This window comes from Paenibacillus sp. YN15, assembly GCF_003285005.1.
Classification (GTDB): Bacteria; Bacillota; Bacilli; order Paenibacillales; family NBRC-103111; genus Paenibacillus_AR.
In genome coordinates this window covers 46,877-72,707 of record NZ_QMFA01000039.1, presented here as the reverse complement: position 1 = coordinate 72,707, position 25,831 = coordinate 46,877, and the positions used below count along the sequence as shown (strand labels likewise).

Below are 25,831 nucleotides of genomic sequence, written 5' to 3'. Positions count from 1 at the left end.
ATTCGTCCTAATGCCAGCATCTCATAGATTTGACAGCTTTGCTAGGTGGTCCGTATTTGACGCTTACATATCTCCTCCGTTACATTTCAATCCACGCACTCCATACGAAGTGCGACTAGACGGCGAAATCCCTCGCGTATGGATGCTGGAATTTCAATCCACGCACTCCATACGAAGTGCGACAACGTACGGAATCGTCGTCCATGCGCGGATAAACATTTCAATCCACGCACTCCATACGAAGTGCGACGTAGGTCTGCGATAATGACGTCGTATTTGTCCGAATTTCAATCCACGCACTCCATACGAAGTGCGACCGTTCTTCCTGCGGATCGCGCTTCAGTCCAACCGATTTCAATCCACGCACTCCATACGAAGTGCGACACACGCGAACCTATCGTGTTTTTGAGTGACTTAGAATTTCAATCCACGCACTCCATACGAAGTGCGACGTTCACGGATATTTGTAGTGCTTGGGAGATTCCGATCTCAATCCACGCACTCCATACGAAGTGCGACGCAAACTTGAAACCTACCAAGACGCCTGCTATCAATTTCAATCCACGCACTCCATACGAAGTGCGACTAGCCGCGCAATATCCCTTTACGTTGCCGTTCAGATTTCAATCCACGCACTCCATACGAAGTGCGACTTCGTTGTTTATGGCGTTTTCGTACTCTACAGATATTTCAATCCACGCACTCCATACGAAGTGCGACTGGATGCGGAGATTAACGGTTCAACAGTGAAGAATTTCAATCCACGCACTCCATACGAAGTGCGACTTTTCGGTTAACCATCCGCTCGACCGCTGTCCGATTTCAATCCACGCACTCCATACGAAGTGCGACCCAGTACATTCAGCACTTTCTTGAAATGCTGCAATTTCAATCCACGCACTCCATACGAAGTGCGACTGCAAAAACAGGCCCAATTGAGAGCATTTTGAGAATAATGTAGGCTGTTTGATGTGCTGTTTCTTCCAAATAAAGTATAGCATAGATATTGACATGAGCGAAAATGGATAGTTTGCATCTCAATTCGACAAAACTTGAGGTGCGAAGGAGCCAGGGTTTTTATGGGAGCTTCACATTCGCACTAGAAACCTTTCTTCAAAATCAGGAATGAATCAGCACATCTATTTTAGAAATCACTTCATCCAAGATAGCTTGGGGCACTTTACAAATAAATATAGCTTGGCGAGAGTTCCAGTCGAGGCTCTTTATCTGGTCAGCTAGAATGACTCCTTCAATGGGAAGATTCTGCGGAATCAATATTTCAAAAGGATATCCCTTCATTCTTGAGGTAACCGGACAAAATAATGTCAAGCCTACCTTACTGTTGTAGGAGCTAGGTGAAATTACCAAAGCAGGGCGTTTACCTGACTGCTCATGACCCGCTTGGGGATCAAATTGAAGCCAAACCAGGTCACCGCGGTCCGGAATATAACGATTTACTACCATGTTTCCCGTCCTTGCGTTTTTCCGGTCTGAATCTCGGAATGAAGGTTGTCCGGGGTGATTTGGGATAATAGCTCTTCTAGAGTCCTTGTTTTGGGTTTGATGACCAGATGACCCTTTTCAACATCAATATCAACCTCTGAGCCTTCTTCAAGTCCTGCCTTCATAGCTAAGGCTTTGGGTATGCGAACTCCCAAACTGTTGCCCCACTTCTGAACCTGCATCATGGCACCCTCCACCCTGATCGTTTATACAAAGTATAAACTTCTTCTTGTTTCGAGTCAAATGAAATGACCAATAAACCGCACACTCCATGCAGCGTGCGACCGACATGGGCTACATTTAAGCTGTGTTTCCAGTATTTCAATCCACGCACTCCATACGGAGTGCGACTACCATTTCCGCCAATGCCCCCTCCTCAAAGTCATTTCAATCCACGCACTCCATACGGAGTGCGACTTCAAGAAAAAGCTGGAGCATATTCCTACGATGTTATTTCAATCCACGCACTCCATACGGAGTGCGACAATTAACGACATTGTATTGATACCGAGCAGCTCATCATTTCAATCCACGCACTCCATACGGAGTGCGACCCATTCGTCTAGCGGTAATCCGGCAGCGGAACGATTTCAATCCACGCACTCCATACGGAGTGCGACATGTCACCGACACAATTTGCCCGTATCGTGCAAAATTTCAATCCACGCACTCCATACGGAGTGCGACCCTTTCGCGGCGAGAACGTTAACGATAAGTTGCGATTTCAATCCACGCACTCCATACGGAGTGCGACCTCTCCGCTATCGCCGACGCAGATCCTTCCGCAAATTTCAATCCACGCACTCCATACGGAGTGCGACTGGTGCTTCTACGGCTGTGACTTGGCGGGACGGACATTTCAATCCACGCACTCCATACGGAGTGCGACATCGGTCGCCTCTTCCTGGTATCCACTCCAACCGATTTCAATCCACGCACTCCATACGGAGTGCGACGAATCTGTTACTCCTGGATTTCCTCTGGCATACGATTTCAATCCACGCACTCCATACGGAGTGCGACACATCTACCGGAGTAGTGGACGTAAATGAAGCCAATTTCAATCCACGCACTCCATACGGAGTGCGACAGGTCTGCTCCGTGGGGACTACAAGAGCCGGCAGATTTCAATCCACGCACTCCATACGGAGTGCGACCTATACTCCTCCACCCCTCCGCGGCGCGGTGCCTATTTCAATCCACGCACTCCATACGGAGTGCGACTTCATTTTCCCAATTGTATTCAAATTGATGCGTATTTCAATCCACGCACTCCATACGGAGTGCGACTTATCGATTAATAGTTACCACCGCCCCTGGATTATTTCAATCCACGCACTCCATACGGAGTGCGACTTATCGATTAATAGTTACCACCGCCCCTGGATTATTTCAATCCACGCACTCCATACGGAGTGCGACCGCCGGTTTTGCTCATCAGGCCGAGAATGTACAGATTTCAATCCACGCACTCCATACGGAGTGCGACCCGTATCCGGAATTGCTGCGATCACATTTTGCGATTTCAATCCACGCACTCCATACGGAGTGCGACGCGACATCTGCTTCGCAGAATATAAGCCTACGCGTATTTCAATCCACGCACTCCATACGGAGTGCGACGCTAAAATCAGCGTACAATCGGCGTAAACAACCGATTTCAATCCACGCACTCCATACGGAGTGCGACGCTAAAATCAGCGTACAATCGGCGTAAACAACCGATTTCAATCCACGCACTCCATACGGAGTGCGACTGGCGGACGCTCGGCGTACAAAGAACGGCGTAGTATTTCAATCCACGCACTCCATACGGAGTGCGACAGTCCAAAACCTTAATACTTCTGGACTCGGTGGGATTTCAATCCACGCACTCCATACGGAGTGCGACTTGGCAGCACTTCGGCAGCGCATAACGGCTTTGATTTCAATCCACGCACTCCATACGGAGTGCGACTACCGAAAATTTTGATTTAGCAGATATTTTTTCTATTTCAATCCACGCACTCCATACGGAGTGCGACTGGCGTTTAACTCGCTGTGGGCCTTGATGGCTTGATTTCAATCCACGCACTCCATACGGAGTGCGACCCGGCATCCTGTGTCCATCACAAAAGACGGAACCCTATTTCAATCCACGCACTCCATACGGAGTGCGACCAAATTGGCTTTGGATCGGAGGTGATTTTTGTTTATTTCAATCCACGCACTCCATACGGAGTGCGACGCGCTTCCGCTGGAACTCGCGATACTTCGTAATTTCAATCCACGCACTCCATACGGAGTGCGACCTTTCAGCGAGTCTAACCCTTCCGGCAGGCCAATATTTCAATCCACGCACTCCATACGGAGTGCGACACCAGAGCATTAAAGCAACGGTTAGCATGGACTGATTTCAATCCACGCACTCCATACGGAGTGCGACTGCAAAAACAGGCCCAATTGAGAGCGTTCTGCGAACAATTCGGCTGTTTGGTCTGCTGTTTGTGCCAAATAAAGTATAGCATAGATGTTGACACGAGCGGAAATGGATTATTTACTCTTCGATTCGACAAGATTTGAGGTGCGAAGGGGCCGGGGATTTTATGGGAGCTTGGCATTCGCACCAGCCTTCACCGGAGGGAGTCGTCAGCTTTTAGCAGCAGTGGCATCTGATCTGGTGGCATCAAACTTATCTATTTTTCTCAGCAACACATGAAAACTACATGTACCGACAAACAATATCCAGCTGGCCGCATCCAAAGGTAGAGTTGCGCCCAATGTGCAGAATGCGGGCTGCGTGAAGCCAAGGAGTGAAAGCCGTCAGTTTCCCTTCAAAGGTCATGGCCCCCAGCATGCCGCTCCAGTCCAGTGACTCCTGCCTGCGATTGGAATAACGGTGCATCTGGTTCAGATACAGCGCATGGGAAGCCATGCGGATTTCGCTCGCAAGCTCGCAGGCTCCTGAGGCCGCGGCCGCATCCACAGCTCCTCCGTAACGCTCGACAAGCAAGCTAATTCTTTTGGTAATGGACCGAATTATGGTTGGAAAGTCCATCTTCTGCACCAGAGCGCCGCCGCGGCGTATACGAAGAGGCGTGACCAGATGAACAGAGCACCAGGAGGCCAACTCCTGTGTCGACACGGCCGCAATATTTTCCACTACAAGCGCCTCTCTCCGGAAAACTCCTTCCTGCCAGATCGGCCCATACTGCTCGCCATGTAAAATATCCCGCGGCTCAAACAGACAGCGCGCCGCGCCGATTCGGAACTGCCGAAGGCGAGCCAGCACCTGGACCACCTCTTCAGCCAAACCTGCCGCATCTCCAAATAGGACCAGCTTGAAGCACAGTGATTCTCCCGGCTGGTAATGGGCCTTCGACCGGGGCGGCTCGATCATATAAGGATTCACAATATCCTGTCCGGCTCCGCCAAAACGTTTATTCTCGAACAAATAGGCATACAAAGCCGGATGCTTGGCCAGCTCCCACCCCAATACGCCATGCAGCGTTGAACCCAGGAATGGAGGCAAGCTGGCCGCCTCCTTGCATTCCAGACGGATCAGAAGTGGAAGATACTCCAATGAAAAAAGTAGCGGCTGCAGCTTCATATCATACTCCAATTCATGTGTGGTAGGTCAACCCACTCTATTTGTAGAATCCGAATATCATCCAAGCGATTACTTTCACCAATCCTTACTCCTCCAAATATTCTAACACCCAGCTCTTGAGATAGCCCCCTCCTTTAGCATTGCGGCTATCAATCTTTCTTTTCTCATCTATATTGGTCCAGTCCACATGGTTTTTATCGAAAGACTCTTTTACCAGCTTGCTTTTGACATAGCGCTTCATATGGACTCTCTTCAGCCAGGCCTCTCCGCCCCGCTCACGCAAATAAGCTGCCACATAGTGCGCAGATGAAACCTCCGCCTGTTTATAAGGCTGAACAATGAGCGACTCGAAGCTGCTTCCCTTCTGCTCAAGTTGAATCTCTTCTATCGAAAATTGGACCTTGCCATAGCCATAAGCCTTGGCTCCGCCAATCTGCTCAAAGTATGGCTTTTTGTCGGGATTAAAACTGCTTGCGTCAGGCAGCAAACTGATATCCATAGCCAGCAGCAGCAAACCCAGCTCAGCTTCCGTCAGGTTCTTGAAGTGAAGGGTTCCTTTCAGATGGAAGGACGGATCATAGACATAGCGCTGGCTAGTCATATTGTCAGGCACCTGTCCACAAAGTTTCAATGGCTGGGACAATACATGATAATACTTCCTTCCCCTCAATTGCGGCGCCACGATTATGGACTCCGAATTCCTCTGCCTCTTCACGGAATGTCCTTCATAGCTTGACGCTTCATTACCGTGTGGCTTCAGGTACATAGCTTCCGCTGTAGCTTGCGGCTTGGCCAGCAGAAACTTTTCTATCCTGCCCAAGCCGATATTACCGCAAACTCGAAGCGGACTGAATCTTAACCGGGATTTGTACCCCTCCTGCTCGCCTGCGTTCCCGTTTCCTCGTTCAGACGCAATGTATCCGAACAAGGCGCTGGCATAGTCAATGCCGCCTTGCTTCCTTGTGCCGCGCAGATCGTTCAGTTGATAATGATGCCGCACCCGGAAATAAGGCGTTCGCCCCACAACCAACACTTGCTCCTGATTTCCCGACAGGTCCTTCCTCCACTCCTGCTTATAGAATACAATCTTCGGATATTTGCAGTTGGTTTTACTCAAGATATTGAATAAATCATAGAACGCCTTATTATTATCATCATCATGGGGCGGCTTATTATTATTGGACGGCTTATTTGCCTCATCCAAACGCATCCTGCCAAAAGCCGAATTATACCCGGCGATGGTCTGATCCGGGACCTTGATCCGCTCAGCATCCTTCCGCTCCTGTCCAATCAGGTAATGCCCCCGTTTGGAGCCGGCATTGGTGGAGTTAAACAGCATTCCTTTGACTGCTCCCGCCCTCGGAAAAGAAACATGCCCAATCCAGCTTACACTGTTTCCTTGAGCATCGAAGCTAACCGCCTTTTGGTAGGGAGCACTCGCCTTATTTTTGAACCAGGGTTTCTCAAGGCCCTCATATATAGCATGCATCCGCAGTTTAAGTCCCCAGCGCTCTACCATTTTATTCAGCAGTTCTTGCAGAGAGGGTTCCTTTATTCGGCTCTTTAATTCTCGACCCAGATTTCGACACTGATCATCAATAACCGCTTCATACTTGGCTTTCGCTTTTTTCACTTCACTTTTTATCTTGGGAAATACTATTGTAAAGGGGAAACTTGAGGTGAATACTTCTTCAATACTAAGGTCTGCTGCTGTCCCCTTCACCTCTTCCCTTTGCCTGATTGCATAAATAGCCTCATCCAGCTTTTTAATTTGATCCGCATACCCCTCCAGCTTCTTTTGGATCAGGGCTCCATCTGAGGCGCGGACGCTCCAATCAAACAAGCGTTCCTTCTTCTTCAGTACATGTCCCCAGCATCGGATAATATCAAGCTCCCGGACCGAAACAAAGTGAAAATCGCCAATCGGGGCAGCAGGAACAATATAGAAGCTGCCATCTTCATCACGATAGAGATAACCCGCTTCCACCGCTTGCTCCAGCTTGCATTCATCGGAGACTCCCAGTCTATCCCTGTACTTTTTTTCTCCAATATTCCGATACAGCAAATCACTGTCGTCAATAAACGCCGGATAGCTGGCGCTTAGGATTTCCACATTGGAATGAAGCTTGCCACGAACTGTACTGCCGCTTAGCCAGTAGGCCGCACGGCCATCCGCATCGGGAATCTCCCTCAGCTCCAGAGCAAGCGGGGAATGCGGCTCAATCTTATACGTCAGATAGCCGGACAATCGCCCCTCAGCAGCCCGGTCATGGCGGGGGAGCCTATTTCCCTCTCCAAGGTTACTGTAGGGATACAGATATTCAGGGCCACCCCCGGAGTCTGAAGCAGTGCCCTCTCCCGGCAGCGGAATAAAATCATACGGCAGAGTGATTTTTTTCATCCCACATCCCCCCTTTCCAGCCTGCAGAGCATAGCATACTTCACATAAGCCAGATCATCCTCGTAAGCAATCCGCTCCCGAACAACCAGCCGATTGTACTTGGGCTTCCCTTTTCCTGCCGTATTATAGGGCGCTTCTTCCAGCTCATAGCTTCGCTCAATCACATCATACTCGCCGTTCCCCGGCTCCTTAACCACAATCGGCTCGTAGGCCGTCAGCTCCCCGTTCACCCTGGACACATAGATTTCCATCGATCCGTCAAAAAAATGTCCCTCCAGCACCTCATCCCGCTCCAATGCCTGCAGCAGCCTTCCGTCCTCTTGCCCGGGATGACTGATTCCCACCAGCAACCGGTCGAATAAATGCACAATGAATGAGAAGGAGCCCTTCGGCAAAAACTCCCTCCTAAATGCCAGCGGAGTCGTCATGAACCGTTCCTCCCTTATTCACAAATTCAACAAACCGGTCATAGAATTGGCGCAAAAGCTGCTCCTGACGCTCATTCAGCTTTTCATTATCAAATTCGAGAGGCTGTCCGTTCAGGTTGACACAAGTAACGGCCGCCTTAAATTCACCGAGGCCAATCACTGTTCTTCCTCCTAACGGAATGAAGCCCGAGCCAATTCTGCGCAGCAGATACACAAGCGGAAACAGCTTGGCTTCCATATCTGCCGCAGCCCGCAGCTCAAGACGAAGCTCGGCCTCACCGCGAACCTCATTATGAGTCTTGAGAGCACCGTCAATGACACCGCCGGTAATCCGGTCAATTCGGGTATACTTGGGCAGGTCAAACTCCCCTTGAGACTCAGCCCGAGGCAGCTTCATCTCCTGTGCCTTCTGTATGATGACATCGCCGACCACAATAGCTCCCGCTTGGTCCGGCCCCCCGAACCATTTTTGTATGCGGATATTTGCCAGCCGCTCACTTTCCGCATCCTCTTCTCCTCTGTCCTGAAGCATCCGAAGCAGCAGACACCATAGCTCATGACGCAGCACCCCCTTAATACTTGAGCCGGGCAAATAATAGTCGCCCTTCTCATTACGCATCAGCCCAGTAACCTTGGATGGGACTTCCCCCTTCCCGCTTAACTTCTGATCCTGGTATGCCTGATATACAGCATAAGGAAAGCAGCCCTTCAGGGACAGCACTGCCACATCCGGGCGGGGATCTAGGAGTGCGGATTTCAACGCTTCCTCCCGACAATCCTTGGCCACTGCCGAATGCCGTCCGAAGATATATTGGTCCAACGCCTCCGGACTGTCGAAGACGAACTCGGAGCAAGTTAGTTGCCGAACCGTGAACCGGCCGTAGCCATTGCTTTTCTGTCCGCCAAACCGCAGCTCCCCCTTCTCAATAGCTTCAGCCCATATGTATACCAGCCGGGAAAAAGGAAGCCGCTTCTCTGTTTCTCCACCATCAGTGTCGCACTCCACCGTGAAGGACAACTCGATGCCAGCGGGCAGGAAATACCGTTTATATTTATGGTTGCGGCGGGCCGCCCCGCTGGCCGGGTCAATCGCCGTTCCCTCCATGGCGGGAAAAGCATCATGGCCGGCAGTACGCCCCGGCAGCTTTTCCATTCCGCTGATCGTGCCATCGCTGATGAACATCCGGCTTTCGATAAACTCCTCTTCAGAGGAGGACCCTCCTTTGCCCATATAATATTGGATGTCCTCCGGCTCAACCCTCTCGCCCTGCCCGAGAAAGCTGCGCAGCGCTCCGCCGATGCTGTTGCCGCTGGCAAACGGCGCATCATTCCCGTCCAACAGCAACTCTCCCGGCGTTCCCCCGCCAAAATGAACCGGCGAAGCCGCCTGAAGCGTAAAGGTAAATCGCTGCCTAATCTTCATTGGACGCTTCCTCCTTTTGCGCAGACTTCTGGCGGATATACAGCCCTTCGCGCAGCAACTCGGCAATAAACCGTTTTTGCCTGATTTCCGGGGAATTGCCGGAGGAAGCTCCTGTGTCTCCGTAATATATCCGGCCGTGGCTGCTATTCAGCATGTTTTCGGCAAACCGGCGCAAAGCCTCATGCTCTGCCACCTGTGAGTCCCCCCGCAGATAGCTTATAATCCCGTTAAAATGAACCCCGGCCAATGAGCAATACTTCCGATCCTGACAATAGTCCCTATCGAGAAAATCCGGCTTATCCTTCTGCAGGCCCTCCTCCGGCTTGCCGCCGGCCCGCAGCCATTCCTCAAGCTCGTTTTGCATAATCCGGCAGTGATGCGACTTCAGCTTGTGGATAATCAGCGCCCCAGCTGCATCTTCCGTTCCCGGCAGCCTCTGAGCCAACATTCTCAGCCAACGTATGCGCGCATCGGCCAGGCCCTTGCTGATTAGTCGAATGGACTCGGCGATATGCGCCGGAGGAGCAGCCTTCCGGTCTGAGCGGCTCGGCTGCTCTTTCTCCATCTGGGGTGATTCCGAATAAATCTGCAGCGAGGACGGATAGGGAATGTTGACGGCGATCCAGCCGTAGCCATCCTGGGTACGCGCGCCAAAGCGCCGCTGCTCCAGCAATGCCGCCACCTGCCGAAGCAGCTGCTCGTCAGGCTGGCCTTCCAGCTCATATCTCATTACAGATCCGGCTTTAATGGTGGTTTCCTTGGGATAGCGCGCCCTCCAGGTGGCATTGTAGCCCTCCGTTACCCCTGTTTGCACAAAATGCCCCTGTCCTTCCGTTCGCCTCCTGAGCTTGATTCCGCAGCAATCCTCCAGCCATTGCTCCGGCAGGCAGGGCAACGGCTCGCCATATTGTCCACGAATAATCATATCCGACAGACAGGTCAAGGTAAGTGCCGGCGCTGTCCCGAAGCCGAAACCGCTTGCCGCGTAGGCGGGAGCAGGGATGCCCAGTTGCTGCCGCGCCTGCGCATAATCGGCGCATGCCTCTCCCAAGGCTTGCACACGACAGCGCCCGTAGCCTGATCCCTTGGAGCCGCCCAGATACCAGATGTCCGAGTCGGACCACATCTCCTCAACCCGCTGCTTAATCCGTTCAGAATAAGCCATCACCGCCCGGAAGCTTTGTCCGGGCTCCAGAGCCTGGTAGCTGAACAGATTGGCGCGCTCCTGCAACTCCCGGTTCAACATTGAGCTATGATGCAGCCGGTAGCTTTTGCTTGGCCGAGCTCCCTCCAAATATTCACCCCTGATGGTCACAAAAGGGTCCGGCAATGCATCCTTTGATGCCGGATTATTGTTCTCCCCCGCCTGACTGCCTTGACCTGCCGCAAATAGATTGGTCAATTGGACGGCAGCCATAGACGAGCCTTCTTGACCGGACATACTCTTCTGTCTGCGGTATTCATGTTTATCCATGCGCAAATGCTGCGGAGCCGGAATATATAATTGCCCGTTGCGGTACAGATACGCATTGAAGCATTCCATATGCTGCAGAATCGCCTTCGGATCATCGTCGAACAGCCCCTTCCGGCGCATCCTGGCAATAGCCCCGCCGCGCAGAGTAGAGCCGGGAATGTAGTCCTTGCAGGGCTCCTCCCAGTGCTCCTTGCTGCCTCCCGAACCAATCTTAAGCGGCTCCAGATTGCAGATTTCAATAACCTGATACCACATCATTCCGCGCAGCGCCTCCTTTCATGTCTATCCATTCCAATGCGTTCTTCCCGTCGATCAGCAGCTTGGCCTCCACTTGGCCGCGCCCGCGGTGAACTCCGGCTCCAATCCGGTCCAACGAGCTGATGATCCGCAGCAGATCGGGAAGAACTGCGGCGGGATTCTCCTCGAAAAAAAGCCGCGACTGAAAAACAAGCCCCCGTTTGACTGCCTGATAGGTATTCAGCATCTTCTCTTTGGCCTGGCCTGCCTCCAGTTGAATTTCGGTGCGGATATGCGTCTGAGCTTCAATCAGATCATGTATCGAGAACTCCTCACCGCCAGTCACCATATCGCGGAAATACTCCCTTACCTCCGGCGGCAGCTCCAGATGGGTCAGCTTCATGATGCCTTGTCCCCGAAGGCCATTCGCCTGCTGCTTCATCTTCAGGTAGCCGCGCATAAAATCCCGAGGCTCCCATGCGCGTTCCAACTCCCAAACATTGACGCCGAACAGCGTATCCATCGAATCCAGAAAAGCGCGGGCCCTGGTCTCGCCCTGCTCTCCCATGGCAACATATTGCTGAACCAGCCAAAGAGCCTGGCGCTTTAACTGTCCCTTCAAGGACTTGGCATGAAAATAAACAAAGCCGCAAGCATCTGTCTGCGCCCGGGATTGCGCCAGATTGCGCTCCTTCTCCCCGTTCCTGAACACTGCTTCACTTAATAATCGAAGCTCCAGGATATATTCGCTATGCCGATTATCATTTACCATCGCTATAAGCAGCCTCCTTTTCGGAAGCGATAAATGCAAGTGCCTCCAATACATCATTCAGAACAAGCTTGTATTCCTTTCGTTGCTGCTTTTCATTCCATTGGATCAAAGCCGCGTACTGCTGTATCAGCGAATCCTGGTTGAGACCCATATCCTCCGGCTGCCTGTCCGGACAATAGATCTGTTCTACCGACTTAGAGAGAGCTTCTCCCGAACCGGTCTGATCGAATTTGAACAACAACTGGTAGCTCTCCCAGCCTTGGTACAGCTGCTTTTTGAGCTTCTCCAGAAAAGAACGGCTTACCGCTTCCTCCGCCTGTCCATCATTTTCCAGCATACGGCGGACCGACTCTACCAACTCCCGAAACGCCTTATAGCTGTATATCCCGTTGACAAATGCCCGCTCTTGGTCAACCCGCAGCGGTCTTATCCGGTAATGATGATGCTCCCTGGCCCGGGCTGTCAGCTTCTCATAAGGCTCCTGAACACTCACCTGGCCTTGCACAATTTCCCAATCCATCAAAGACGCGGACAGGGCCTCCCCTTCCGCTGAACGGTATAATGCTTCCTTGGCCTGCTGGCAGAGCCGTTCCGCAATTTGAACGGCATCGAAGAACGGATAGGCCACCCTTACAATTGTCACACCGGCGCAAGCGGTCAAATAAGGCTGTTTTGTTGCCCTCATCGCTTCAAGCAAAGCCCCCTCCGCTTTAAGGGAACGCTCGTGGATTTGTTCCAGTACTCTCGCCGTAATATCCAGCGCATTCTCCGCATGGGTGACGAGGCAAATATCATCGCCCGACATCAATACCGGCGTTACATACAAGGTGTCGGGCCGGGAGTCCGCGTATTGATGAAGCGCATCAGCCACGGCATCTGCATAAATCTGCTCCACTCCCCGGCTAAACGCACTCCATTCCTCAGCCTTCCCGAGCTTTCTGAACATCTCGCCCATCTTGTTCCCATCTATGGCAATTACGCCAAGATAGCTTTTGCGGTCATCAAATGTTTTGTACGATTTTAATTCAACAGTGATTTTCACTTTTGCTTGTTTATCAATCTTCTCCAGACGATTTTGCAATCGCCCGAACAGCATATTTCTCGCCAACTCAAGCTCCTTCTTCTGTTCTTGCTCCAATCGTTCCCGATCCGCCGCATCCGATTCGGAGCTGCCGCGGTATTCCCGTTTTCCCCATACAACCGGTTTGCCGCTCTCATCAAGCCTCTCGATTCCGTAGCTCCAACGGCGGAACATGGCCCGTCGCTTATCCTTCAGCGCATCCGCCCGTTGCACAAGCAGGCTGCGAATGATGCTTATGTTGGTTGGGCTGTCTCCGGGAACCTCGTCCTCGTTCACCTTGCTGATATATAGCTCCAATTGGGGATAGCTCCGCAACACCGCCAGGGAATAGCTTCTGATGAATGCCCCGGCCTGCTCCGCATCCGCAAATTGGAGGATACTGTTGCCTCCACCTGAGTACACCACGGTGTAGCCTCCAGGATATTCCCGCTGCAGGAATTCCCCCAGCACAACCCGCTCCTGCGCCTTTTCCGGTTCGCTATCCCCTGCCGGATTTCCGCCGCGGTCCAGCACCTCAGTAATCGCTTTAATCACCCACGAATTCACCAGATTATTCCGCAAGCTTTTGTGGCGAAAAATATACTCCTGCTTCCTTGATACGTCGATGAACACATATGCTTTCACTTCGTTGTCCCGGCCTCCTTCTTCGGCTAACCATGAATCATGTGCCAGTTTCCATTTTTGAAATTCCAGGAATAGGTCTCCAGACTTGAGGCTTTTTTCCTTGGTATACCTTCTCCATCTTGCACCAATTTTCCTTTTTATTTGAGCATTCTCAACAATTTTTACTGCGACTAATGGAAAAAGCCCGTTATCCGCGCCATACGCGAAAACGGGCCTGCTCGGCCATGTCTAATTTTATTTTGAACTAATTCTTTTGAAAGCTTCGGCATAGGCAAAATGCGGAAACAGCATAGGGTTGTTCAGCAGCATCAGAAGCTGGTTCAATTGCAGGTTCAGCGTCAGCAGATCATTTCCTGGCACCCGCAGATCAGAGAGTGTGTTGATCAATTCCAACTTGTTATTGAATTTCAGCTCAGGGTACCGGCCATTCAGCTTTTTCAAATGATCCGCGCGGGTTCGGCTAATTTCTTCAGTTAGCTCCGATATTCGCTGCTCCTTCTGCTCATCCGTGAGCAAAGTATCCTGCTGAAGTTTTCTCCGTTCCCTCTCCAGGTCGGCCGCTTTATCCAGATGCTCCAGCTTCATGGGCGTGTTGGCATCCAAGTCATTATCTTCACCCTGATTCAGTTGCTGGCCCCACCAGCCCAAGGTTCGATCCTCATAGGGAACATACAGCACAAGACGCTTGTCCTTCTGCTTCTGTTCTGATGATCCTTCGACAATCTGCTCCTCAAGAATGAAGTCGAATGAATTCTGAAGAACCTCCCGAATCGATTCAGGCTTGCGCTTCTTTCCGGCAGTTGTTTTCAATGATACCAGTACCCGAATAGGCCGTGTACAGCTCTGGGATCTATTCGTCTCTCCCACCGCATACCCCTGTACAATTCGGGCAATACCCGAAGCAACAGGAGTCAAAGCCTGGATCTTTTGGCTCCATTTCTTTAATTTCTTCGGATCGTAGCTTTTGCTCTTGCACTCAATGACCATCACCACAGCCTCAATGGGGATAAATTTGAGTGTATTATATTGGAACACATACGGCGTATACGTCTCGTCATAGACCGCAATATCCACCTCATTGGATACTTCGCGTCCAGAATCAATAATGATGACCCCCTGGGCCAACTGATACTTAAGCGGAATAATGCTGCGAAAAAAAGAAAGCCACATCCCCTCACGGAACCCGCCTGTCAGCCCGCCATGCTCGGAAGACAGCTCCATTTCCTCTACCATTCTGCTATTGGAATAAGCGTAGTTATCATAAATACGTCTCAGCACCTTGTTATTCACCATTAATCCGACTCTCCTTGTTTAAGGTATATTCCTAAAGAGGGCGCTACTTGTTCAAAGCAAAACAGAGGCATCCCCAGCTCTCCTCAAGGCATATTTGCAAATGAGCCTCCCTATCGCAAGCCGGATACTATTATGGAAGCCACAAAATCGGCAAAACCGATTGAAGGGCCTCTTCCGAACTTGCATCAGTCTTCGGTATCCCGCATAGCCGCGTCCCCCAGCAAAAAAACGCCACTGGCTGCCATTGCAAACTACGCACTCTATACGAAATATGATAACCAACAGTATTGCTAGATTGGAGGTAAAACAATATTTCAATCTACGCACTTCATACGAAGTGCGATAAGAAATCGCCCAGGCCATGACCAAGCAGATCGAGATTTCAATCCACGCACTTCATACGAAGTGCGATAAGAAATCGCCCAGGCCATGACCAAGCAGATCGAGATTTCAATCCACGCACTTCATACGAAGTGCGACATACGAACCGTACTGCGTGCCATGGGACAGGGTCAATTTCAATCCACGCACTTCATACGAAGTGCGACAGTCCACTACCCCCACCATCATCCCCACTTGAGGGTATTTCAATCCACGCACTTCATACGAAGTGCGACTAATGAGCATGATGAAATGAAAACTACCATAAATAATTTCAATCCACGCACTTCATACGAAGTGCGACAAACAAAGTGGCCAGATTAAAAACGGCGTTAACAATTTCAATCCACGCACTTCATACGAAGTGCGACGACGAAAACCATTGTGCTGAATATTGAACAAGCGATTTCAATCCACGCACTTCATACGAAGTGCGACCGTCAACAGGAGGACGGGAAGTATGGGACAGGAAATTTCAATCCACGCACTTCATACGAAGTGCGACCGGAAAACCTGGGCGTGGTGGATGTCTATATATGATTTCAATCCACGCACTTCATACGAAGTGCGACGCGCAGGACTCTCGGCAAAGGTCGATATATTGCTATTTCAATCCACGCACTTCATACGAAGTGCGACGACTGTGGCTGAAGCCTTCGGCAAAGAGCATCGATTTCAATCCACGCACTTCATACGAAGTGCGACCAATGTTGGTGGGTATACATCTGCCGGCGGCTTATTTCAATCCACGCACTTCATACGAAGTGCGACGAGATATAAGGCAGCTATTGCCTACAGGAGATAAACATTTCAATCCACGCACTTCATACGAAGTGCGACGGCTGCATCACGGCCATAAACTCGTTGAGCCGATTATTTCAATCCACGCACTTCATACGAAGTGCGACTTGATCCGGTACGCTGTACTCCATGTTAACCCAGAATTTCAATCCACGCACTTCATACGAAGTGCGACAGCAAAAAAAGGTGTGATCAATCCAAAATCAAGATAGATAGCGCGAGGATGTCTGGCGTGTATATAAAGAAAGTATAGCATAGATATTGACATCTTTGAGATTTAATCTTTTTCGTTTTAATTCGACAATATCTGAGGTGCGAAGGAAGCAGAGTTTTTATGGGAGCTTGGCATTCGCACCGGTCGCTATTTTTTTGAATTTTGAAATCCATTATGAACTCTTGAGGCCAGATTTCAACCAGAAAAAAGGTTCTTCCCTAAAAACTGCGGCAGCCTTCCTCAGTACATTCTCCAGGCTATGTTAGTACTTGTTACTCATAGGTTTAGACCCTTCAAATCAATATTCGTTCTTGTATTGCACTATAATTCCCCCTATACGGAGTACGACGCCTCGGCCCGTTGAAAGCTCTTTCCACTGAAACATTTCAATCCACGCACCCCATACGGAGTGCGACCTTTTCAAAATCGTCCTTTTCCGGCGGCTTCGACGATTTCAATCCACGCACCCCATACGGAGTGCGACTGATGAAATACAACAATTATTGCGGAGATTGCGATTTCAATCCACGCACCCCATACGGAGTGCGACTGGGCGATTATCTCCGGGCTTTCCCCTTGCATGTTATTTCAATCCACGCACCCCATACGGAGTGCGACACATAGGCGTCTGCCGCTGCCGCAACGGCTGATTATTTCAATCCACGCACCCCATACGGAGTGCGACGCACGACCTAGACGCGTCTGATGGCCGTAAAAGCATTTCAATCCACGCACCCCATACGGAGTGCGACATGTGATGTTCCGGCTGTCGTCGATGTGGATGGTCCATTTCAATCCACGCACCCCATACGGAGTGCGACACCCGGCATTTAAATATGTTGGAGACGGCGTGGCATTTCAATCCACGCACCCCATACGGAGTGCGACTATAGCGTTAAGCCGGCAAGTGCTAATCCGAATTGATTTCAATCCACGCACCCCATACGGAGTGCGACTGTCTATCGAAACACCAATGCGGCAAATATCCCAATCATTTCAATCCACGCACCCCATACGGAGTGCGACTTGCTTCACTCACCCGGAATGTGATTGGCCGAACATTTCAATCCACGCACCCCATACGGAGTGCGACGATCAAGATCGACAACGGCAAGGACTTCACCGCCATTTCAATCCACGCACCCCATACGGAGTGCGACGGAGCCAAGGCTCCCGAAATCAGGAGCACCTTGATTTCAATCCACGCACCCCATACGGAGTGCGACCCCGCTTTTTCAGGAACGTTTCCACAAACGAATTATTTCAATCCACGCACCCCATACGGAGTGCGACTCATGTGCTTCCAGATGATCCAGGGGACAAAAAAATTTCAATCCACGCACCCCATACGGAGTGCGACGGAGATCGGCCGCCTGCTGGGTGGCTGGTTGAAATTTCAATCCACGCACCCCATACGGAGTGCGACTCGAGCCCTTGCTCCTTCGCCATATAAATGTCAATATTTCAATCCACGCACCCCATACGGAGTGCGACAACAGCGCCGGGTCTAAATTAACCAAAAGAGCGCTATTTCAATCCACGCACCCCATACGGAGTGCGACATGAGTTGCTGTTGTGGAGCATATTGACCGGATTATTTCAATCCACGCACCCCATACGGAGTGCGACACGCAACGATCATATATTTCCAAAGCAAATAATTGATTTCAATCCACGCACCCCATACGGAGTGCGACTGCAGCATATAGTTTCAACCGTTCATTCGCTGTCTATTTCAATCCACGCACCCCATACGGAGTGCGACTGCAAAAACAGGCCCAATTGAGAGCGTTCTGCGAACAATTCGGCTGTTTGGTCTGCTGTTTGTGCCAAATAAAGTATAGCATAGATGTTGACACGAGCGGAAATGGATTATTCACTCTTCGATTCGACAAGATTTGAGGTGCGAAGGGGCCGGGGATTTTATGGGAGCTTGGCATTCGCACCAGCCTTCACCGGAGGGAGTCGTCAGCTTTTAGCAGCAGTGGCATCTGATCTGGTGGCATCAAACTTGTCTATGTTTCTCAGCAACACATGAAAACTACATGTACCGACAAACAATATCCAGTTGGCCGCATCCAAAGGTAGAGTTGCGCCCAATGTGCAGAATACGGGCTGCGTGAAGCCAAGGAGTGAAAGCCGTCAGTTCCCCTTCAAAGCTCATGGCCCCCAGCATGCCGCTCCAGTCCAGTGACTCCTGCCTGCGATTGGAATAACGGTGCATCTGGTTCAGATACAGCGCATGGGAAGCCATCCGGATTTCGCTCGCAAGCTCGCAGGCTCCTGAGGCCGCGGCAGCATCCACAGCTCCTCCGTAACGCTCGACAAGCAAGCCAATTCTTTTGGTAATGGACCGAATCAGGGTTGGAAAGTCCATCTTCTGCACCAGAGCGCCGCCGCGGCGAATACGAAGAGGCGTGACCAGATGAACAGAGCACCAGGAGGCCAACTCCTGTGCCGATACAGCCGCGATATTTTCCGCTACAAGCGCTTCTCTCCGGAAGCCCCCTTCTTGCCAGATCGGCCCATATTGCTCTCCGTGTAAAATATCCCGAAGCTCGAACAGGCAGCGCGCCGCGCCGATTCGGAACTGCCGAAGACGAGCCAGCGCCTGGACCACCTCTTCAGCCAAACCCACGGCATCTCCAAATAGGACCAGCTTGAAGCACAGTGACTCTCCCGGCTGGTAATGGGCCTTGAACCGGGGCGGCTCGATCATATAAGGATTCACAATATCCTGCCCGGCTCCGCCAAAACGTTTATTCTCGAACAAATAGGCGTACAAAGCCGGATGCTTGGCCAGCTCCCACCCCAATACGCCATGCAGCGTTGAACCCAGGAATGGAGGCAAGCTAGCCGCCTCCTTGCATTCCAGACGGATCAGAAGCGGAAGATACTCCAGTGAAAACAGTAACGGCTGCGGCTTCATATCATACTCCAATTCATGTGTGGTAGGTCAGTCTCTAGAAAAATAAATGTCAGCAAAAATGGCATTTATGGCTTGTCGGCAACATTATAGCGGCTTGCGTCAGGCAACAAGCTGATATCCATAGCCAGCAGCAGCAAACTAAGCTCAGCTTCTGTCAGGCTCTTGAAGTGAAGGGGCCCCTTCGAGGTAGAAGGATGGATCACAGACATAGCGCCTGTTGATGATATTGTCATGAATTTGCCTTCCCTTTTCTATTCCGGCAACTCCAGCTCATAGAGCTGCTCCACATGGCGTACGCCCCATGCCTGGTTGGCTTGTTCGCCGGTTTTGCCGAAGCCAACGCTCTCATACATGCCGATCGCCGTTTTCTGATCGTCCGTTGTCTCCAAAAAGATATGCCGGTACCCCTTTTCCCTGCAGTAATCCAGCGCTTGATTCAGCAGTTTTTTTCCCAGCCCCAGTCCCCTGAAATCCGGATGCAGGATAAACCACCTTAACTGGGCCCTGTCAGCGGAATGTCCGACAATGGCAATGGCGCCGATCATTTCTCCGCCCGCCTCCGCAAACCAGAACCGATCCTTTTCCGGCCGGTAACTCTCAAAAAAGTCGTGGAAGGTCTTGCACACATAACCCTCAAAGTCGTGATTGTACCCGCATTCCTGGGCATAAATCCAGCCGTGCAGGTGAATCAGCGTTCCCGCATCGCCGGGCCTCAGCTCATTACGGATTTGAATGCTCTGCCGCACATCACCGGACTGGTCGGACAAAATCTGTTCAATGGCAGTCATGCTGCCGGCCAGCCTTTTGCTGTGAAAATCCTTCAAATGGCCGACCAATCGGCCGATTTGCTGATTGGACAGGGTGTCCAGCTTGGAAAGAGTGCTTGTCCCCGCATCCGTCAGGTAAAGATAATACAATCTGCCGTCTTCCGTGGATTGGACCCGGTAGGTCAGCTCCAGCTTCTCGAGCCGCTTCAGGATTCGGCTCAAATAACCGGCGTCCATTCTCAGCCGGTCAATGAGCATCCTCGCCGTACACTCTTCCACATGGCCGATTTCGTAGAGAACTCGCGCCTCCGACAGGGAAAAATCGCTGTCCGGCAAGTGCTGCTCCAGCAGCCCCAGAATATTGGTGTAAAAGCGGTTGAATTTGCGAATCACGTGTACCAATGTGTTGGCGTAATTCATGAAGAGCCTCCCCGAGTTTGCTGAATTACAGCAAATGTAGCAATTTTATTTGACTAAGTCAACTATATGTTAGCGAAGTTAACTTTCCGATGTGGAAAAGGTTCTGCGCAGTATTCACCACAGCAAAACCTCATATATTGCCTTATTTAGGTTTATCCTCCAGCGGACAAACCTTCGGATTATACCCAATCAATAAACCAGTCGCACGGGACCCAGCAACCCGCCGGGCTCCAACTGGGCAAACCGGGAGAAAGGATCGGTCTCCTGCTTCACCAGCGTATTGGTGACCTCCACGGCTATGGCATTGGCGCCTTCCCGAAGATGGCCTCCCACTTCGAGACGGTACGGGGGACAAATGCGGATGCCGGCCTCTTCTCCGTTGATCCATACCTGGGCCGTCTCATAAACCTGTCCCAGCTCCAGCCATACTGGACCGTTGCCTTCAGCAGCCGTCCACTCCAACTGGGCTTCATACCGGAACGTGCCGGAAAATGCGGGAAGCCGGTCCGGCTGGTTCAGATCCGTCAATTCGGGCAGCTCTCCCGATGGAGGCTTATGAATGCATACAGGAGCAGCGGCCGCAGGTGGTGATTGCCGATATCCGCATGCCGGAGATGGACGGATTGACGCTGATGGAACGGGTGAATGAGCTGGCCGGGGAGGTGCGGTTCATTTTTCTGAGCGGCTACGATTTGTTCGATTACGCCAAGCAGGCTCTTCATCTGGGGGCCGTGGCCTATCTGCTGAAGCCAGTAAAGGAAGCGGAGCTAAAGCAAGCCCTGGATAAGATCCAAGCCGACTTGGAGCAAAAAAAGCGGCAGCAGGCTGCCTGGACCAAAAACCGCTTCCGCATCCTGTATCTGAGCATCGACCAGTACCATGAGCTGAGCCGCTCCCCCCAACCGGTATACAACGATCCGGCGCTGGCCCGATTCGCCGTGGAGAACATCGTGCTGGAGATTGCCGGACAGCATGGCATAACGGCCCAGGCCTTTGATGTGCATGACGGCATCGGGCTGCTGCTTCATTACTGCAGCGAAGAGGCCGCCGCCCGGGAGGAGAACATTTATGCGCTGTGCCGCCATCTGAATCACAGCATCTCCGCTTATACCAAATATACGGCTACAATCGGCATCGGCCAGGAGGTGGAGCAGGCGGGCCACATCCATCTTTCCTTCCGCACAGCCAGCCACCAGATCATGCAACGGCTGGTCCTGGGGGGAAACCGGGTGATTACCCCCGGCTCGGCTGCGGACGCCAACACGCGGGAATGGCTGACTCCCGTTATGGAGAACCAACTGATGTCCTATATGGAAAATCGGATGACCGAAGAGGCCCACCAAGTATTGGGCCAATTGTTTGAATCCGTCCATTCGGCCAAAGGGGATGCGGCGGATATCCGCAAGCTGAACCTTCAATGCATCGTGCTGTATTGCAAAACCATGCGCCTGCTGGACATCGACACCGAAGATACCTTGGGCGACGAGGTTGCGCTGTACCACGACTCCTGCCGCCATTCCGACATGGACAGCCTGTTGAAGTGGCATTGCCGCATTCTGGACGCCTGCATCGGGCTGATCCGGGCCAAATCGGAGGATGCCGAGGCCGACAACAAGCTGGTGCAAAAAGCGCTGGAGCATATCCACGCCAATTACGGCGGCAAGCTGTCGTTGAAAAACACGGCGGACCATGTGCATCTGACTCCGGAATATTTCAGCAAGCTGTTCAAAGCCCATACCGCAACCAGCTTCACCGATTATCTGATCCATTACCGGATCAGGATGGCCCGGAGCTTGCTCAAGGAGCGGATTTACAAAGCCAATGAAGTGGCGGCCATGGTGGGCTTTTCCGATGTCAAGCATTTCTACAAAACCTTCAAGAGGCTTACGGGCTTTACGCCCCAGGAATATAAAAATAATTAAATGTCCCCCCTTTAAAGGACTGCGCTGTCCCGGCGGTACTGAAAGGGTGTTTTTCCAGTGAATTGCTTAAACAGATGGGTGTAGTAGCTTTGGCTGCAAAATTAGAACAGGCCGGACAAGTAACTGGAATGGACGCAGACATGGGCGGCGATGTCCTTCATTTTTCTTGGAACGGAGCGGATAGGCGGCCAGAACCGCCCCTTCCCTTTCATTGATCCTGGGTTATTAACCAATGGCTGGAATCCAATGACGAGGAAGACCCTCGTGTTATTGCTGACCTCATTTTGTCCTTAACCCAGATGACTATGAATGGCAAGAAGGCGTAATAACAATTTTTATGGGGTGATCCTGATCTGTCGCAATAGGACGTGCACTGGATTGCTTACTTAAAAGTAACTAACTAAGCAAGTTTTGCGTACTTTCCAAATTAGTTTGGATTTACTATAATCTCCTTGAACGGATAAGGAGGATGAATGAAAATGAAATATAGACGAGTAGGCTCAAGTGGATTAAAGGTAAGTGAAATTGGACTCGGAAGCTGGCTGACTTATGGAACAGCGACGGAGAAAGAAGCTGCGGAAGCTTGCATTCGTACGGCATTCGACAATGGCATTAATTTCTTTGATACTTCAAACGCATATGGCCGGGGCGAAGGTGAGAAAGCTTTGGGCGCTGTGTTGAAGCATTATGAAAGATCCGCCTATGTACTTTCAACCAAGGTGTATTTTCCCATGGATAAGGGACCTAACGACCGGGGGCTTTCACGCAAACATATTATGGAGCAGTGCAATGCAAGCTTAAAAAGGCTGGGAGTCGATTATATCGACATTTATTTCTGCCATCGTTACGACAATGAAACCCCCTTGGAAGAGACGCTGCGGACTCTGGACGATTTGGTGCGCCAAGGAAAAATCCTCTACGCTGCAGTTAGTGAATGGAGTCCGGTGCAAATTGCCGATGCCGTCGATATATCCCGTAGATTGAAGTTAAACCCGCTTATCTCTAACCAACCGATTTACAATATGTTTGAGCGCTACATCGAACAAGAGGTGATGCCCTTGAGCATTCGTGAGGGGGTTGGACAAATCGTGTTCTCTCCGCTGGCACAAGGCATACTGACAGGAAAATATAAACCCGGCCAACCGAGACCCGCGGATAGCAGAGGCGCAAACGAGTCGATTAATGGCGTAATCAAGAGTTATTTTCGTGATGAGGTGCTGCAGGTTGTTCAACAGCTTGAGAATGTAGCCAAGGAACTTGGGCTTTCGTTGTCTCAACTCGCGCTTGCGTGGGTGCTTCGGCAACAGGGGGTTAGCTCCGCTTTGATCGGTGCAACAAAGCCAGCACAAATTGAAGAGAATGTTAAAGCAGTTGGCGTTGAGCTCTCTTCCGACACCTTGGAGCATATCGACAATATTTTATCGCAAGTGAAAGACTTTGCACCTATGCGATGACATATGCGTAGAACAAAAAGGGGCTATCCAGAAAGTCAGTGAGAACTGACCGCCGGATGCCCCGTTTTTACTGAACGCTAAAAATAGGCACAAAAAATCGCCCCATCTTGTGGAATGGAAGTTACACATAACCACTACGGGAAGGGCGATACGAAGTGCGACTAGGCTGCCGATCTCCTCATTTATCGGAATTGATATTTCAATCCACGCACCCCTTACGAAGTGCGACCCGTGTGCCAGACTACTGGATATGCCAGTTTTATATTTCAATCCACGCACTCCATACGAAGTGCGACTCCCATTGACCATTCTCCTCTTCCATCCATCGATATTTCAATCCACGCACTTCATACGAAGTGCGACCAAGGAGTTAGCCCAAGCGCTAACGATTATGAAATTTCAATCCACGCACTTCATACGAAGTGCGACTTCTAATCCAGTCCCACCCTTTTTTCCGGATTCAATTTCAATCCACGCACTTCATACGAAGTGCGACCATGATTCAATATATCACTGAAAAAATCCAAGAATTTCAATCCACGCACTTCATACGAAGTGCGACCGGACCATCCTGGCGGGGGACCGGTTTTTGATTATTTCAATCCACGCACTCCATACGAAGTGCGACGAAACAAAATATCATGTGGCGCACGATGATACCATTTCAATCCACGCACTCCATACGAAGTGCGACGACTACGCTCATGACTATCCCTCCCGCAAGTAACAATTTCAATCCACGCACTCCATACGAAGTGCGACCACAAAGGCGGCTGCTGCATCCGTTGAGGAGCTATTTCAATCCACGCACTCCATACGAAGTGCGACTTAAAAAAGGAATGTGGATATGCAATTATTACATTATTTCAATCCACGCACTCCATACGAAGTGCGACCATACCAACAATCGCTAATTGTGCGATCAGGTTTTATTTCAATCCACGCACTCCATACGAAGTGCGACTACGATCTACCCCGCGCACGCGCCTGGGCTAGAAAATTTCAATCCACGCACTCCATACGAAGTGCGACCATGGATGCTGCAACTGGTTCCTGTGGTAGTGGGATTTCAATCCACGCACTCCATACGAAGTGCGACCATGGATGCTGCAACTGGTTCCTGTGGTAGTGGGATTTCAATCCACGCACTCCATACGAAGTGCGACAAGACTTCGATGAAAAGCAGGCCGAGGTTCAAATATTTCAATCCACGCACTCCATACGAAGTGCGACATAAGGAGACAAATTTTTCTCCGGAGAATTTGAAAATTTCAATCCACGCACTCCATACGAAGTGCGACAAACGACAAATTCAACGGCGGCTATCTGAAAGTATTTCAATCCACGCACTCCATACGAAGTGCGACGATACCGAGTGACGCGGCGTTGCCTATGGATCAGATTTCAATCCACGCACTCCATACGAAGTGCGACCCCGTTACGTTCGATCTCCCGTAGGTGTTTAAGCTATTTCAATCCACGCACTCCATACGAAGTGCGACGTGAGGGGGCGGATAAGTACGCGGCCACGGTGCTATTTCAATCCACGCACTCCATACGAAGTGCGACGTGAGGGGGCGGATAAGTACGCGGCCACGGTGCTATTTCAATCCACGCACTCCATACGAAGTGCGACCATCCATCGGCTCCGAATGGGCAGCAGCTCTTGGCATTTCAATCCACGCACTCCATACGAAGTGCGACGGCGGAACTGGTGGTATACCAACCGGTGGAACTGATTTCAATCCACGCACTCCATACGAAGTGCGACGGCGGAACTGGTGGTATACCAACCGGTGGAACTGATTTCAATCCACGCACTCCATACGAAGTGCGACCAGGACGGATGCCGTTGGGGTACAAGAGCTTGAGATTTCAATCCACGCACTCCATACGAAGTGCGACTCTCCTTTGTCGATGATCCGGCCGCCGAAGCCAAATTTCAATCCACGCACTCCATACGAAGTGCGACCAAACGAGGCACCGAACAACAGCAGCAGGGTGGGATTTCAATCCACGCACTCCATACGAAGTGCGACTGTAAAAAAAGGTGCAATCAATCCAAAATCAAGATAGATAGCGCGAAGATGTCTGTGGTGTATATAAAGAAAGTATAGC

Annotated in this window: 16 protein-coding genes and 5 CRISPR repeat arrays; of the genes, 2 read left to right on the top strand and 14 right to left on the bottom strand. The window is 51.0% G+C overall.

Going from position 1 to position 25,831, the window contains the following annotated elements:
* Positions 1-83 precede the first annotated feature (83 nt).
* Positions 84-918: a CRISPR direct-repeat array (repeat unit 33 nt).
* 201 nt (positions 919-1,119) lie between these two features.
* The 14 genes from mazF to DQG13_RS24160 form a co-directional block, all read right to left on the bottom strand.
* Positions 1,120-1,464, bottom strand: a complete 345-nt coding sequence (gene mazF / locus DQG13_RS24220; RefSeq protein ID WP_113022747.1) for an endoribonuclease MazF — start codon at positions 1,462-1,464, stop codon at positions 1,120-1,122.
* The gene (locus DQG13_RS24215; protein WP_113022746.1) at positions 1,458-1,688 is read right to left on the bottom strand and encodes an AbrB/MazE/SpoVT family DNA-binding domain-containing protein; all 231 of its coding nucleotides are present in this window, start codon (positions 1,686-1,688) and stop codon (positions 1,458-1,460) included. Before DQG13_RS24215 ends, mazF begins: the two co-directional genes overlap by 7 nt.
* Positions 1,689-1,820: 132 nt before the next feature.
* Positions 1,821-3,928: a CRISPR direct-repeat array (repeat unit 33 nt; unit sequence ATTTCAATCCACGCACTCCATACGGAGTGCGAC).
* A 276-nt stretch (positions 3,929-4,204) separates the two neighbouring features.
* Positions 4,205-5,014: a CRISPR system precrRNA processing endoribonuclease RAMP protein Cas6 gene (gene cas6 / locus DQG13_RS24210; protein ID WP_258525839.1), complete on the bottom strand. Its 810-nt coding sequence runs from the start codon at positions 5,012-5,014 to the stop codon at positions 4,205-4,207.
* A 163-nt stretch (positions 5,015-5,177) separates the two neighbouring features.
* Entirely contained in the window at positions 5,178-7,205 is a 2,028-nt protein-coding gene (locus DQG13_RS24205) for a hypothetical protein (RefSeq protein ID WP_146767198.1), read from the bottom strand.
* A gap of 284 nt (positions 7,206-7,489) precedes the next feature.
* Complete coding sequence (locus DQG13_RS24200; protein WP_146767197.1) at positions 7,490-7,921, bottom strand: hypothetical protein; 432 nt, start codon at positions 7,919-7,921, stop codon at positions 7,490-7,492.
* Complete coding sequence (locus DQG13_RS24195) at positions 7,899-9,344, bottom strand: RAMP superfamily CRISPR-associated protein (RefSeq protein ID WP_113022742.1); 1,446 nt, start codon at positions 9,342-9,344, stop codon at positions 7,899-7,901. The genes DQG13_RS24200 and DQG13_RS24195 overlap by 23 nt, the downstream gene beginning before the upstream one ends.
* A complete protein-coding gene (locus DQG13_RS24190) occupies positions 9,334-11,076 on the bottom strand; it encodes a hypothetical protein (RefSeq protein ID WP_113022741.1) in 1,743 nt (580 codons plus the stop codon). Before DQG13_RS24190 ends, DQG13_RS24195 begins: the two co-directional genes overlap by 11 nt.
* A complete protein-coding gene (locus DQG13_RS24185; protein ID WP_113022740.1) occupies positions 11,054-11,827 on the bottom strand; it encodes an RAMP superfamily CRISPR-associated protein in 774 nt (257 codons plus the stop codon). The genes DQG13_RS24190 and DQG13_RS24185 overlap by 23 nt, the downstream gene beginning before the upstream one ends.
* Positions 11,817-13,532: a Cas10/Cmr2 second palm domain-containing protein gene (locus DQG13_RS24180; RefSeq protein ID WP_113022739.1), complete on the bottom strand. Its 1,716-nt coding sequence runs from the start codon at positions 13,530-13,532 to the stop codon at positions 11,817-11,819. Before DQG13_RS24180 ends, DQG13_RS24185 begins: the two co-directional genes overlap by 11 nt.
* Before the next feature lie 234 nt (positions 13,533-13,766).
* Positions 13,767-14,825, bottom strand: coding sequence for a DUF6602 domain-containing protein (locus DQG13_RS24175; RefSeq protein WP_113022738.1), 1,059 nt, complete (start codon positions 14,823-14,825; stop codon positions 13,767-13,769).
* 311 nt (positions 14,826-15,136) lie between these two features.
* Positions 15,137-16,182: a CRISPR direct-repeat array (repeat unit 33 nt; unit sequence ATTTCAATCCACGCACTTCATACGAAGTGCGAC).
* Positions 16,183-16,603: 421 nt separating this feature from the next.
* Positions 16,604-17,986: a CRISPR direct-repeat array (repeat unit 33 nt).
* Positions 17,987-18,262: 276 nt separating this feature from the next.
* Entirely contained in the window at positions 18,263-19,072 is an 810-nt protein-coding gene (cas6, locus tag DQG13_RS24170; protein ID WP_258525838.1) for a CRISPR system precrRNA processing endoribonuclease RAMP protein Cas6, read from the bottom strand.
* Positions 19,073-19,215: 143 nt separating this feature from the next.
* A complete protein-coding gene (locus DQG13_RS30980; protein ID WP_181592967.1) occupies positions 19,216-19,383 on the bottom strand; it encodes a hypothetical protein in 168 nt (55 codons plus the stop codon).
* Between the two features lie 18 nt (positions 19,384-19,401).
* Complete coding sequence (locus tag DQG13_RS24165) at positions 19,402-20,337, bottom strand: bifunctional helix-turn-helix transcriptional regulator/GNAT family N-acetyltransferase (RefSeq protein WP_113022736.1); 936 nt, start codon at positions 20,335-20,337, stop codon at positions 19,402-19,404.
* Between the two features lie 189 nt (positions 20,338-20,526).
* Positions 20,527-20,865, bottom strand: coding sequence for a glycosylhydrolase-like jelly roll fold domain-containing protein (locus DQG13_RS24160; protein ID WP_113022735.1), 339 nt, complete (start codon positions 20,863-20,865; stop codon positions 20,527-20,529).
* 17 nt (positions 20,866-20,882) lie between these two features.
* Here DQG13_RS24160 and DQG13_RS24155 point away from each other — a divergent pair, with 17 nt between their 5' ends.
* Together DQG13_RS24155 and DQG13_RS24150 are read left to right on the top strand one after the other, a co-directional pair.
* On the top strand, positions 20,883-22,259 hold the full coding sequence (locus tag DQG13_RS24155) for a response regulator transcription factor (protein ID WP_181592966.1): 1,377 nt from the start codon (positions 20,883-20,885) through the stop codon (positions 22,257-22,259).
* A gap of 479 nt (positions 22,260-22,738) precedes the next feature.
* Positions 22,739-23,713, top strand: coding sequence for an aldo/keto reductase family protein (locus DQG13_RS24150; protein ID WP_113022733.1), 975 nt, complete (start codon positions 22,739-22,741; stop codon positions 23,711-23,713).
* Positions 23,714-23,909: 196 nt separating this feature from the next.
* Positions 23,910-25,752: direct repeats of the CRISPR family, unit length 33 nt; unit sequence ATTTCAATCCACGCACTCCATACGAAGTGCGAC.
* Positions 25,753-25,831 lie beyond the last annotated feature (79 nt).